Annotated in this window: 10 protein-coding genes and 1 riboswitch; of the genes, 6 read left to right on the plus strand and 4 right to left on the minus strand. The window is 69.2% G+C overall.

Annotated features, from left to right (window positions below):
- Positions 1–3: 3 nt before the first annotated feature.
- Together OHB00_RS25430 and hisC are read right to left on the minus strand one after the other, a co-directional pair.
- Positions 4–1512 carry a cytochrome ubiquinol oxidase subunit I gene (locus OHB00_RS25430; RefSeq protein ID WP_406437851.1) on the minus strand — a complete coding sequence of 503 codons (1509 nt, stop codon included), beginning with the start codon at positions 1510–1512 and terminating at the stop codon, positions 4–6.
- A gap of 235 nt (positions 1513–1747) precedes the next feature.
- Positions 1748–2827 (minus strand): histidinol-phosphate transaminase, encoded by a 1080-nt coding sequence (gene hisC / locus OHB00_RS25435; RefSeq protein WP_406437853.1) that lies wholly within the window; start codon positions 2825–2827, stop codon positions 1748–1750.
- A 438-nt stretch (positions 2828–3265) separates the two neighbouring features.
- Here hisC and OHB00_RS25440 point away from each other — a divergent pair, with 438 nt between their 5' ends.
- From OHB00_RS25440 to OHB00_RS25450, 3 genes are all read left to right on the plus strand, one after another.
- A complete protein-coding gene (locus OHB00_RS25440) occupies positions 3266–4378 on the plus strand; it encodes a LacI family DNA-binding transcriptional regulator (protein ID WP_406437855.1) in 1113 nt (370 codons plus the stop codon).
- Between the two features lie 255 nt (positions 4379–4633).
- Positions 4634–5722 carry a metallophosphoesterase gene (locus OHB00_RS25445; RefSeq protein ID WP_406437857.1) on the plus strand — a complete coding sequence of 363 codons (1089 nt, stop codon included), beginning with the start codon at positions 4634–4636 and terminating at the stop codon, positions 5720–5722.
- Between the two features lie 180 nt (positions 5723–5902).
- Complete coding sequence (locus OHB00_RS25450) at positions 5903–6772, plus strand: hypothetical protein (RefSeq protein WP_406437859.1); 870 nt, start codon at positions 5903–5905, stop codon at positions 6770–6772.
- A gap of 44 nt (positions 6773–6816) precedes the next feature.
- Here the strand turns inward: OHB00_RS25450 and OHB00_RS25455 are convergent, their stop codons facing one another.
- The gene (locus OHB00_RS25455; RefSeq protein WP_406437861.1) at positions 6817–7233 is read right to left on the minus strand and encodes a winged helix-turn-helix transcriptional regulator; all 417 of its coding nucleotides are present in this window, start codon (positions 7231–7233) and stop codon (positions 6817–6819) included.
- Between the two features lie 94 nt (positions 7234–7327).
- Between OHB00_RS25455 and OHB00_RS25460 the strand changes: the two genes are divergently transcribed.
- Positions 7328–8266, plus strand: a complete 939-nt coding sequence (locus OHB00_RS25460) for an NADP-dependent oxidoreductase (RefSeq protein WP_406437862.1) — start codon at positions 7328–7330, stop codon at positions 8264–8266.
- A gap of 34 nt (positions 8267–8300) precedes the next feature.
- Positions 8301–8738 carry an NUDIX domain-containing protein gene (locus OHB00_RS25465; RefSeq protein ID WP_406437864.1) on the plus strand — a complete coding sequence of 146 codons (438 nt, stop codon included), beginning with the start codon at positions 8301–8303 and terminating at the stop codon, positions 8736–8738.
- Between the two features lie 63 nt (positions 8739–8801).
- On the opposite strand, the gene thiC is transcribed toward OHB00_RS25465, so the two are convergent.
- A complete protein-coding gene (gene thiC / locus OHB00_RS25470) occupies positions 8802–10604 on the minus strand; it encodes a phosphomethylpyrimidine synthase ThiC (RefSeq protein ID WP_406437866.1) in 1803 nt (600 codons plus the stop codon).
- A riboswitch (TPP riboswitch) is annotated at positions 10597–10773 on the minus strand. (Overlaps the previous gene by 8 nt.)
- 71 nt (positions 10774–10844) lie before the next feature.
- Between thiC and OHB00_RS25475 the strand changes: the two genes are divergently transcribed.
- On the plus strand, positions 10845–12428 hold the full coding sequence (locus OHB00_RS25475; RefSeq protein ID WP_406437868.1) for a YibE/F family protein: 1584 nt from the start codon (positions 10845–10847) through the stop codon (positions 12426–12428).
- Positions 12429–12437 lie beyond the last annotated feature (9 nt).

The following is a 12437-nucleotide window of genomic DNA, read 5'->3' on the forward strand; positions in this document are numbered from 1 at the left end:
GGCCTAGTACGAGAAGGCCATCGGCTTGTCGGCGTCACGGGTCTCGCCGCCGATCTTCGTGGGCGGGTTGAGATCGTCCTCGGTGAGCTCCGGCGGGCCGGCCTTCACGTACTTGACGAGCAGCTTGACCTCGACGACGGCGAGGACGGCGTAGAGCGCGGTGAAGGTGATCATCGAGATGAGGATCTCGGCCTGGGAGACACCGGGGGAGACCGCGGCACTGGTCTTCAGGACGCCGTAGACGACCCAGGGCTGGCGGCCCATCTCGGTGAAGATCCAGCCCCAGGAGTTGGCGATCAGCGGGAAGCCGAGCGTCCAGATCGCCACCAGCCAGTACAGCCTGCCGAGCTTGGGGCTGAGCACCTTGTTCTTGAAGAGGACCAGGTTCGGCACCTCGTCCTCGCCGACCCTCAGATGCTGCGGCAGCATGAACTTCTTGCGGGTCAGCCAGAGTCCGGCCAGCCCTATGGCGAAGGACGCCATGCCGAAGCCGATCATCCAGCGGAACGCCCAGAAGGTGACGGGGATGATGGGCCGGTAGTCGCCGGCGCCGTACTTCTGCTGCTCGGCCTTGTTGGTGTCGTTGATGCCGGGGACATAGGAGTTGAAGTCGTCGTCGGCCAGGAACGACAGCAGGCCGGGGACGGACAGTTCGACGGTGTTGTGGCCCTTGCTGACGTCGCCGTAGGCGAAGATCGAGAAGGGCGCGGGGTGCTGGCCGTCCCACAGGGCCTCAGCGGCGGCCATCTTCATCGGCTGCTGCTTGAACATGACCTTGCCGAGGGTGTCACCGCTGATCGCGGTGAGCATGCCGGCGATGACCACGGTGATGAGCCCGAGCCGCAGCGAGGTCTTCATCACAGTGATGTGCTTCTTGCGGAACAGGTGGAAGGCGGCGATGCCGACCATGAACGCGCCGCCGGTCAGGAAGGACGCGGACAGCGTGTGGAAGGCCTGGGCCAGCGCGGTGTTCTGGGTGAGGACGGCCCAGAAGTCGGTGAGTTCGGCCCGCCCCTTCGCCTTGTCGATCTTGTAGCCGACGGGATGCTGCATCCACGAGTTGGCCGCGAGGATGAAGTACGCGGACAGGACGGTGCCGATGGAGACCATCCATATGCAGGCCAGGTGGATCTTCTTGGGCAGCTTGTCCCAGCCGAAGATCCACAGCCCGATGAAGGTGGACTCGAAGAAGAACGCGATCAGCGCCTCGAAGGCGAGCGGGGCACCGAAGATGTCGCCGACGAACCGCGAGTAGTCGGACCAGTTCATGCCGAACTGGAACTCCTGCACGATGCCCGTGACCACACCCATCGCGATGTTGATCAGGAAGAGCTTGCCCCAGAACTTGGTCGCCCTGAGGTACTTCTCCTTCTCCGTACGAACCCAGGCGGTCTGCAGGCCGGCCGTGAGCGCGGCCAGGGAGATCGTCAGCGGGACGAACAGGAAGTGGTAGACGGTGGTGATGCCGAACTGCCAGCGCGCCAGTGTCTCCGGCGCCAGAGCCAGGTACACGTCGTCAGTCTCCTTACGTCGCCGTGGTACAGCGGCACTCTGCCCCTTTTGTCGCGTACATCACGGGACTAATGGGACACGCTTGTGAATGCATTCACATTCACAAGCCATTATGACGCACCGATTGTCGAAGTTCGAAGGGGGGTCGCACTTGGGCCGTTCGGCACCTACTCGGACATGCGTACGGGGCCGCCCGGCCCTTTGTCGGCCGTGCGACCCCGTACACGTGGACGCGCTACAGCTCCTTGCGGAACGCCTCCGACACCTTCAGGAAGATGTCGTTCGCCTCGGTCTCGCCGACCGTCACCCGCACGCCCTCGCCCGGGAACGGCCGGACGACCACGCCGTGCCCCTCACAGAGCTGCGCGAAGGCGGTCGTACGCTCCCCCAGCCGCAGCCACACGAAGTTCGCCTGGGTCTCGGGCACCGTCCAGCCCTGGCCGCGCAGCCCTTCGACCACGCGCTGCCGCTCGCACACCAGCGAGCCGACCCGGCCGAGCAACTCGTCCTCGGCCCGTAGCGAGGCGATCGCCGCGTCCTGGGCGAGCTGGCTCACGCCGAAGGGGACAGCCGTCTTGCGCAGCGCCGCCGCCACCGGCTCATGTGCGATCGCGAAGCCGACGCGCAGCCCGGCGAGGCCGTAGGCCTTGGAGAAGGTCCGCAGCACGCAGACGTTGGGCCGCTCACGGTAGATCTCGACACCGTCGGGCACCTCGGGGTCACGGATGAACTCCCGGTAGGCCTCGTCGAGCACCACCAGCACATCACCCGGCACCCGGTCCAGGAACCGCTCCAGCTCGGCCCGCCTGACCACCGTACCGGTGGGGTTGTTGGGGTTGCAGACGAAGATCAGACGGGTGTGGTCCGTGATGGCGTCCGCCATCGCGTCCAGGTCATGCACATCACCGGGCGTGAGCGGCACCTGGACCGACCGGGCGCCGCTGATCTGCGTGATGATCGGGTAAGCCTCGAAGGACCGCCAGGCGTAGATCACCTCGTCGCCTGGGCCGCTGGTGGCCTGGACCAGCTGCTGGGCGACGCCGACCGAGCCGGTACCGGTGGCCAGATGGCCGAGCGGAACGCCGAAGCGGTCCGAGAGCTCGTTCATCAGCCCGGTGCACCCCATGTCCGGGTAGCGGTTGAAGGAAGAGGCGGCCGCCGTGACGGACTCCATCACGCCGGGCAGCGGGGGATACGGGTTCTCGTTGGAGGAGAGCTTGTAGGCGACAGGGCCGTCGGCCGCGGCAGGCTTGCCCGGCTTGTAGGTGGGGATACCCTCCAGCTCGGCGCGCAGCTTGGGGCTCGTCTCGCTCACCGCAGTCCTCCTCGCGACCACCGGCGGACCGTCCGCGCCGCCGGCATCCAATACTGCTCACCCTATGAGGATTCGGCCTCGCTGCGAACAGCGGGAGCGCGTGCACTGAGCCGGACCTGCGAACCTCATCCGTCCCACTGCCATCACGGGCATCACCGTACGAAGGCGCATTTATCGGGGGCGCGCCCTACATATATCTACGCGCCGGTGGCTCACGCCCTGGCGCGCATCACCCGTGCAGGTGAGTTGAGACCTCTTCGAAACATCGGGCACTTGGCAGGCCCATCCGCGCCGACAAGTCACGTCTCACTATTGGATCGTTCAACTGACTTTCTTTCTAAGGCAGTTGACCCTAATTGACCTTGCAGAAACGTGCCTGTCAACGCGTGCATATGCGTCCGCACTACCCCACCGCATGAGCCCTACTATCGGCTCGCCATGACAGCAGCAGGGAAGCACCAGGTGAGCCGCGCGGAAACCTCTCGGCGAGGCAGCCGGCCGGGCCGGGCGGGCATCAGAGACGTGGCCGCCGCCGCCGGAGTCTCCATCACGACCGTCTCCGACGCCCTGAACGGCAAGGGCCGGCTCCCGGATGCCACCCGGCGCCATGTCCGCGAGGTCGCCGACCGGCTGGGGTACCGTCCCTCGGCCGCCGCCCGCACCCTCCGTACCGGCAAGTCGGGACTCATCGGCCTGACCGTGACGACGTACGGGGATGAACCTTTCACCTTCACCGAGTTCGCGTACTTCGCCGAGATGGCACGGGCCGCCACCTCGGCCGCGCTCGCCCGCGGCTACGCCCTCGTGATCCTCCCCGCGACCTCACGCCACGACGTGTGGTCGAACGTCGCCCTGGACGGCACGGTCGTCATCGACCCCTCCGACCAGGACCCGGTGGTCAGCGAACTGGTCCGGCAGGGGCTGCCGGTGGTCTCCGACGGCCGCCCGGCCGGCCCGCTCCCGGTCACGGCCTGGGTGGACAACGACCACGAGGCCGCCGTCCTCGGCATCCTCGACCATCTCGCCGACGCGGGCGCCCGCCGGATCGGCCTGCTCACCGGCACCACGACGGACACGTACACGCACCTGTCGACCAGCGCCTACCTGCGCTGGTGCGAGCGCGTCGGCCAGGACCCGGTCTACGAGGCCTACCCGGCGCACGACCCGTGCGCCGGCGCCGTCGCCGCCGACCGCCTGCTCGCCCGCCCCGACCGCCCCGACGCCGTCTACGGCCTCTTCGACCCCAACGGCACCGACCTGCTGGCCGCCGCCCGCCGCTACGGGCTGCGCGTCCCCGACGACCTGCTCCTCGTGTGCTGCAGCGAGTCGACCGTGTACGCCAACACCGAGCCGCCCATCACCACGCTCTCCTTGAAGCCGCGCCGCATCGGCACGGCAGTGGTGCAACTGCTCATCGACGCGATCGAGGGCGTCGATTCGGACCAGCCGGTCGAGCAGGTGATACCGACCGAACTGATCGTGCGTACCTCCTCCCAGCGACGTCCGCAGCGCACCACGGTCAGCCCGCCGCGGGCACCGGAGGAGGAGTAGCACGAGCGCGCGGAGAGCGGGGCGGCTCGGCAGCCGGGCGTCGTCCGACGGCGGCCGGCAGCCGAACAGCGCGTGGTCGAACCCCTGCCCAACCGGGGCGAAAGCCACGCTGAACTGGAGTCCTGCCCGGATTCACCACCCCTGGGTCATCACACGGCGCGACGCGCATTCCTATGATGGGCCCACGACACCGCGGGCCGCTGCGACCAGGCAGTCCGAAGCGGTGCAGATGCGGCGCGATGGTGGAGGGGTCTGATGACTCAGGGGGCCGGTCAGGGACCCGAGGCGGAGCGGACGGCGACGTTGCGCGACTTCCGGGTGCCCGGGTACGTCAACGAGACCGGTCCGTACGCCTCCGGCACCCACCCCGGCGACGTCGTCCCGCCGCTCGACGACGTGTACCCCGAAGGGCATCCGGACGGCTACACGCCCACCCAGCGGGACCTGCCCGTCATCAACCGAGGCGACACGCTCCAGACGCCCGTCGAACCGGCCGCAGGCCCGGCCGCGCAGCCCGGAAACGGCCCCGGCCCGCTGTACGTCGTCGGTGACGTGCACGGCTACCTCGACGAGCTGGTCGCCGCGCTGCGGGAGCAGGGCCTGGTCGACGCTGACGGCCAATGGTGCGCGGGCACCGCCCGGCTGTGGTTCCTCGGCGACTTCACCGACCGGGGCCCGGACGGCATCGGCGTCATCGACCTGGTGATGCGGCTGTCCGCCGAGGCGGCCGCGGCCGGCGGCTACTGCAAGGCACTCATGGGCAACCACGAACTGCTGCTGCTCGGCGCCAAGCGGTTCGGCGACACGCCCGTCAACTCCGGCGCGGGCACCGCCACCTTTCAGGCGGCCTGGCTGCTCAACGGCGGCCAGAAGACCGACATGGACCGGCTCCAGGACCACCACCTCCAGTGGATGGCCCGCCTGGACGCCGTCGAGGAGGTCGACGGCTACCTGCTGGTCCACTCCGACACCACCTCCTACCTCGACTACGGCGACTCGATCGAGGCGGTCAACGACACGATCCGCGAGACCATCACGCGTAACGACGCGGACGAAGTGTGGGACCTGTTCCGGAAATTCACCAAGCGCTTCTCCTTCCGCGACGAGGGGGGTGCAGACGCCGTCCGTTCCCTTCTCGATACGTACGGCGGCACCCGCATCGTTCACGGGCACAGCCCGATTCCCTATCTGCTGGGGGAAGTCGGCTCCGAGGAGGGCGAAGAGGGCACCGGCCCGGTTGTGGAGGGACCGCACGTGTACGCCGACGGGCTGGCCATCGCCATGGACGGCGGCGTGACCATGGCCGGAAAGCTGCTGGTGAGGGAACTTCCGCTGGACAACTGAGCATTCGCGGAGCTGTTCCATCCCCGCGACGTCACACGCGGGCCACCCCCAATTTCCGGCAACCCCCTGTCACCGCGTGCCGTAACGGCTCTACCATCGGTTTATCCGTAGCAGGCTCCCCTCCGTTTCTGCCCGACGGCTCGCCGGCGTGCGAGCACAAGCCCTACGGAGCATCGGGGGATGCACATGAACAGCGTTCCGCAGCACCTGCACAGCGAGGACCGCCAGGAATACGAGCGGATCCTCGATGAGGCGCTGCGCTCCGCCCAGTACCGTTCCGAACTGGCCGGTATAGGCCAGCATTTGAACACCGAACAGCTGCGCACCATGGCGCTCAACGCCACCGCACTGATCACGGCGGCCGCGGCGACCGAGTACCAGCACTATGTGAAGGTCCGCGAGGAACTGCGCAATCCGGCGCGGTCCACCCCGGCCACCGTCCAGGATTCCGGCTCCGCGGAGCCGGGCACGGGCGGCGCGATGGGGCTCGCCACCACCCTCGGCGAGGCTGCCGAGACCACCGGCGCCGGAGGCTTCGCCCTCGCCCTGGTCCTGGCGCCCGTGCTCGCCGGCACCGCCGCGGCGATCTTCCTCCTCGTCGGCTACGTCCTGAAGATGCTGGACCCGGCTCCGGCGTTCGCCCAGACCATGCTCACCGCGGGCTGGGTGTTCGGCGCCGTGACCGCGGCGACCGTCGTCATGGCCGGCACGGGACTGCTGCTCACCGCACTGCGCAACAGCCCCTCGCTGGAGGCCGGAGCCTACGGCGAACCCGGCGGGGAGGTGGCCAAGGCCCGGGAGGCCTGGCGGGACGCCCTGCTGCAGCGGGGCATCCTGCCTTTCCTCCGAGAAGCCCTGGCCACCGAGACCGGCACGGCCGGGCTGCCCAGTACCGCTCCGTCGGGCCCGGCGGGCCGGATGCCGCGTCTCGGTTACGACCGTCCCGGCTTCAGCACCGACGACGGCACAGCCCCCGCCCCCCGCCCGAGCTTCACCAGCCCGGACTACACCAGCCCGGACTTCGGAGGCCCGGAACACCAGCCGGAATAGCCCGGCTTGCGCCCCTCCCAGGGGGCGCAGGCCGGACACCCGGTCTACGAGGCCGCACCGGGGGACTGACGGGCGGCGCGCCCGTCGAACTCCTCCCGTGCCTCCTGCATGGCGGCCATGTTCGCCTGCGACCAGTCGGTGATGCGCTGCACGAGCCCGCCCGCCTCCTGACCCAGCTCGGTCAGCCGGTACTCCACGCGCGGCGGCACCGTCGGATACACCGTGCGGGTCAGCAGTCCTTCCCGCTCCAGCGCGCGCAGGGTCTGCGTCAGCACCTTCGGCGTCACGCCGTCGAGCCGTCTGCGCAGTTCCGCGAAGCGCATGAGCCGGCCGTCCGCAAGGGCCACCAGCACCAGCATGGTCCACTTGCCGGCGATCACGTCCAGCACGGCACGGGTCGGGCAGTCGCGCAGGAAGACGTCCACGCCGCCGTGTTCTCTCAGGTCGAAGCCGGTATCCATGAGGAACCTCGATATCAGGAAAGTGCCTTCTTCCACAGGGCTGTCGTCCGGGCCGAGCATGGGACGCGACGCGCCCCACCGACGAGGAGTCCTGATGTCCGCCCGTATGCATGCTGTCGTCCAGTCCGTGTTCGGTGGCCCCGAGACGCTGGAGTACGCCGGGACCGGCATACCCGAGCCGGGGCCGGGCCAGGTGCTGGTGCGGGTCGCCGGGGCCGGGGTCAATCCCGGGGACGCGGTGCTCCGCTCCGGCCGGGTGCCGGAGCTGGTCGAACTGCCGTGGACGCCGGGCAACGATGTCGCCGGTGTCGTCGAGCAGGTCGGCGAGGGGGTGACACGGTTCGCCCCGGGCGACGGGGTGTACGGCATGCTGCCGGTCTCACGGCGCGGTGCCTACGCCGAGTTCACCGTCGCGCCGGCCGGGGCGCTGGCCCCCGCTCCGGGGAACCTGGAGCTCGCGCTCGCGGCTGCCGTGCCCCTGGTCGCGGTCACCGCCTGGCAGGCGCTGGCCGTACTGGCGCGGGTCCGGCCCGGTGACCGGGTGCTGATCCATGCGGCGGCCGGTGGCGTCGGCCATGTCGCGGTGCAACTGGCCAAGGAACTGGGGGCCTACGTCATCGGCACGGCACGGCCAGGCCGGCACGAACTGCTGCGCGGGCTGGGTGCCGACGAGCTGATCGACTACACGACCACGGCCTTCGAGTCCGCCGTGGCTCCGGTGGACACGGTTCTGGACCTGGTCGGCGGCTCCTACGGACCGCGCTCCCTCGACGTGCTTCGCCCCGGCGGTCTGCTCGTGGGCGCGTCGATCGACCCGGGAACGGACGAAGGCCAGGCGGCCGAGCGCGGGGTGCGCTATGTGTGGGTCACTGCTGCTCCCTCCGGTGAGCTGCTGGAACGGATCACGGAACGTATCGAGACGGGCCGGCTGCGGGTACTCGTCCAGGAGACCTACCCGCTGTCCGAGGCCGCGGAGGCCCATCGCGCGATCGAGGCCGGGCGCACCACCGGAAAACTCGTCCTGGTACCCTGAGACGCACTACCGTGCCCCCTGTGAAGGCCCGTCAATGAAGGCCCGTCACAAGGTGCGTGTCGTCCTGCTCGACAGTGACCACCTGGTTCTCCTGCGCCGGGGCTGGCCGTGCGGCTCCCCGTACTGGACGACCGTGGGCGGCAGCGTCGAACCCGATGACACCGGCCTCGAAGCGGCACTGCGCCGCGAGGTGATGGAGGAGATCGGCGCCACGATCGGTCCCGCCACCCCCCTTCCGACCGTGACCGAACCGGGCGAGACGCTCACCGTCACGCAGCACTTCTTCCTCGCCGATCTGCTGGACATGCGCCTGGACCGCCGCGACGGCCCCGAGCTCGCCGCCCCTGACACCGGCGACTTCGAGCCGGTCCGGATCCCGCTGGACCGGGCCGCCGTGAGCGCCCTCGCCCTGCACCCGCCCGAACTCGCCGCGTACGTCCTGGACCAGGCCGAGGCCTGGCGAGCCAGATAGCCGGGCCCGGGGCACGTGCCGGAAGCCGCTTCCCCGGACTCCGGCACGCTCCCGGGCCCGCGGTCACTCCGCGATCGGCAGATAGACCCGGTTGCCCGCAGCCGCGAACTCCTTGGACTTCTGCGCCATACCCGCCTCGACCTCGGCCCGGTTGCCGCCGTGCTCGCGGCGGATGTCCTGGGAGATCTTCATCGAGCAGAACTTCGGCCCGCACATCGAGCAGAAGTGGGCCGTCTTCGCCGGCTCCGCCGGAAGCGTCTCGTCGTGGAACTCGCGGGCCGTGTCCGGGTCCAGGGCGAGGTTGAACTGGTCCTCCCACCGGAACTCGAAGCGGGCGTCGGACAGCGCGTCGTCCCACTCCTGCGCGCCCGGGTGGCCCTTGGCGAGGTCGGCCGCATGGGCTGCGATCTTGTAGGTGATGACACCGGTCTTGACGTCGTCCCGGTTGGGCAGGCCCAGGTGCTCCTTGGGCGTGACGTAGCAGAGCATCGCCGTGCCCCACCAGGCGATCATCGCGGCACCGATGCCGGAGGTGATGTGGTCGTACGCCGGTGCGACGTCCGTGGTCAGCGGGCCGAGCGTATAGAACGGAGCTTCATCGCAGATCTCCTGCTGAAGGTCGATGTTCTCCTTGATCTTGTGCATCGGGACGTGGCCCGGGCCTTCGATCATGGTCTGTACATTGAAACGCTTGGCGATCCGGTTGAGTTCCCCGAGCGTGCGCAGTTCCGCGAACTGGGCCTCGTCGTTGGCGTCCGCGATGGAGCCGGGGCGCAGGCCGTCGCCCAGGGAGTACGTGACGTCGTAGGCGGCGAGGATCTCGCAGAGTTCCTCGAAGTTCTCGTACAGGAACGACTCCTTGTGGTGCGCGAGGCACCAGGCCGCCATGATCGAGCCGCCGCGCGAGACGATGCCGGTCTTGCGGTTGGCGGTGAGCGGCACGTACGGCAGGCGCACGCCCGCGTGGACGGTGATGTAGTCCACGCCCTGCTCGGCCTGTTCGACGACCGTGTCCTTGTAGATCTCCCAGGTCAGTTCCTCGGCCCTGCCGTCGACCTTCTCCAGGGCCTGGTAGAGCGGCACCGTGCCGATGGGGACGGGGGAGTTGCGCAGCACCCACTCGCGGGTGGTGTGGATGTTGCGGCCGGTGGAGAGGTCCATGACCGTGTCGGCACCCCAGCGGGTCGCCCAGGTCATCTTCTCGACCTCCTCCTCGATGGAGGAGGTGACCGCGGAGTTGCCGATGTTGGCGTTGACCTTCACCAGGAACCGCTTGCCGATGATCATCGGCTCGATCTCCGGGTGGTTGACGTTGGCGGGCAGTACGGCCCTGCCCGCCGCGATCTCCTCGCGGACCACCTCGGGAGAAACGTTCTCGCGGATGGCCACGTACTCCATCTCCGGGGTGATCTCGCCCCGGCGTGCGTACGCGAGCTGCGTCACCGCCTCGCCGTCCCGGCCACGCCGGGGCTGACGCGGGCGGCCCGGGAAGACAGCGTCCAGGTTGCGCAGGCCGCCGCGCGGCGAGGTGTGCTTGATCCCGTCGTCCTCGGGACGGACGGGCCGGCCCGCGTACTCCTCGGTGTCGCCGCGGGCGATGATCCAGTTCTCCCGCAGCGGCGGCAGGCCCCTGCGGACGTCGGTCTCGACAAGCGGATCGGTGTACGGCCCAGAGGTGTCGTAGAGGGTCACCGACTGCCCGTTGGTGAGATGCACCTGACGGACCGGCACCCGCAGATCGGGGCGCGTGCCCTCGACGTACCCCTTGTGCCAGCCGATGGACTTCCCGCCTTCCGGGGACGGTTCGTCCGCAATGGGCTGTTCGTCCTGGTTGGAGGCAGGCGTGCGTGCGTCCTTGTTGGTCATGAGACCTACTCCCTACGCCGGCATTACCCGGTAACAGGTTCGGCGGTCGACGCAGCGGCTTCCGTCGGGCGACGCTCCTGTGAAACATCACTCGTTCCACGTGAAACATCGCGAATACGGAGGTCAGCGCCCTCTCAGCCCGGTGCTCCGAGCTCCCGCGTGTGCAAAGGTGCCTCCACGCTAGCGTCAATTCGGGCGCGGTGAACAGAGGGCCCCGGTCGTTCTTGCGATGATCTGGCGGTGACCTCGACACAGCAGCACCCCTATCCGCCCCCCGAGCCGCGGCGCGGCAACGGCGCCTCGCAGGGCGGTGGACCCGGCCACGGGGGCCATGGTGCCGGTGACGGCCACATCCACGGGCAGGGCGAGCAGTACGACCACCGACACGCTCCCAGCCATGCCCACCATGACGACAACGGCCACGCTCACGCCCACGGCCCCCAACCCGGCCCCGGCCCTCGTCAGACCCATGACCACTCGGCCAACGGCCAGGCCCCAGGCCACTCACATGGGCACAGCCACAGCCACGGCCCCGCCGCACCCGTCTCCAAGCATTTGCGCAAGGTCATCGCGGCGATCCTCATCCCTTTCACTGCTGCGGTCGTGGTCGGCCTGGTGGTGCTGTGGCCCGGCGGTGCCCCGCCGCACGAGCGCACCGGGGTCGGCTTCGACCGCCAGACACAGGCGGCGACGGTCACCAAGGTCGTCTCGGTCAGCTGCAAGTCGGTCAACGCCTCCGGAGGGGGCTCGACCGGCGACACCTCCACCGCCGAGGGCACTTCCTCGAAGCAGGAGGACGGCGGCACCTGCAAGAAGGCCACGGTCCGGGTCGACGCCGGCAAGGACGAGGGCCGTACCTTCACCGAGATCGTGCAGCCCGACCAGTCCCGGCAGTTGCACGAGGGCGAGAAGGTCGTGGCCGCGTACGAGCCCTCCGCGCCCAAGGACCTGCAGTACTCGGTCACCGACGTGAACCGGAAGTTCCCGATGGCACTGCTGGCCGGGATCTTCGCGCTCGCGGTCGTGGTGGTGGGCCGGCTGCGCGGTGTGATGGCGCTGGTCGCGCTGGCCGTCAGCTTCCTCGTGCTGACCCTGTTCATCCTGCCGGCCGTCCTGCAGGGCTCGAATCCGCTGCTGGTGGCGGTGGTCGGATCGAGCGCCATCATGCTGATCGCCCTGTACATGTGCCATGGGCTGTCCGCCCGGACCTCGGTGGCGGTGCTCGGCACGCTGGTCTCGCTGTGCCTGATCGGCCTGCTCGGCTCGGAGTTCATCGACTGGGCCGCGCTCACCGGCAACACCGACGACAACACCGGCCTGATCCACGGCCTGTATCCGTCGATCGACATGAGCGGACTGCTGCTGGCCGGTGTCATCATCGGTTCGCTGGGTGTCCTGGACGACGTGACGGTGACCCAGACCTCGGCCGTCTGGGAACTGCACGACGCCAACCCCACGATGGGTTGGCGCGGGCTGTACCGGGCGGGCATCCGCATCGGCCGCGACCACATCGCCTCCGTCGTCAACACCCTCGTGCTTGCCTACGCGGGCGCCGCACTGCCGCTGCTGCTGCTCTTCTCGATCGCGCAGAGCAGTGTGGCCACGGTTGCCAACAGCGAGCTGGTGGCCGAGGAGATCGTGCGCACGCTGGTCGGCTCGATCGGCCTGGTCGCCTCGGTGCCGGTCACCACGCTGCTCGCGGCCCTGGTGGTGTCGGCCGACCGGCCGGGCGCGGAGACGGCCGTGGCCATGGAGGCCGCGTCAACGGGGCCAACCGCATCGGCGTCGGCGCGCGGTGGACGGGGTCGGCGCCGGAAGCGGTGAGGCACGGAC

The sequence above is a fragment of the Streptomyces sp. NBC_00631 genome, from assembly GCF_045206895.1.
In the GTDB taxonomy this organism is placed as follows: Bacteria; Actinomycetota; Actinomycetes; order Streptomycetales; family Streptomycetaceae; genus Streptomyces.

Excerpts from the sequence above, each read along its gene's own strand:
- OHB00_RS25445 (WP_406437857.1), top strand. The coding sequence starts at position 4,634 with ATGACTCAGGGGGCCGGTCAGGGACCCGAGGCGGAGCGGACGGCGACG.
- OHB00_RS25465 (WP_406437864.1), top strand. The coding sequence starts at position 8,301 with ATGAAGGCCCGTCACAAGGTGCGTGTCGTCCTGCTCGACAGTGACCAC.
- OHB00_RS25440 (WP_406437855.1), top strand. The coding sequence starts at position 3,266 with ATGACAGCAGCAGGGAAGCACCAGGTGAGCCGCGCGGAAACCTCTCGG.
- OHB00_RS25450 (WP_406437859.1), top strand. The coding sequence starts at position 5,903 with ATGCACATGAACAGCGTTCCGCAGCACCTGCACAGCGAGGACCGCCAG.
- OHB00_RS25460 (WP_406437862.1), top strand. The coding sequence starts at position 7,328 with ATGTCCGCCCGTATGCATGCTGTCGTCCAGTCCGTGTTCGGTGGCCCC.
- OHB00_RS25455 (WP_406437861.1), bottom strand. The coding sequence starts at position 7,233 with ATGGATACCGGCTTCGACCTGAGAGAACACGGCGGCGTGGACGTCTTC.
- thiC (WP_406437866.1), bottom strand. The coding sequence starts at position 10,604 with ATGACCAACAAGGACGCACGCACGCCTGCCTCCAACCAGGACGAACAG.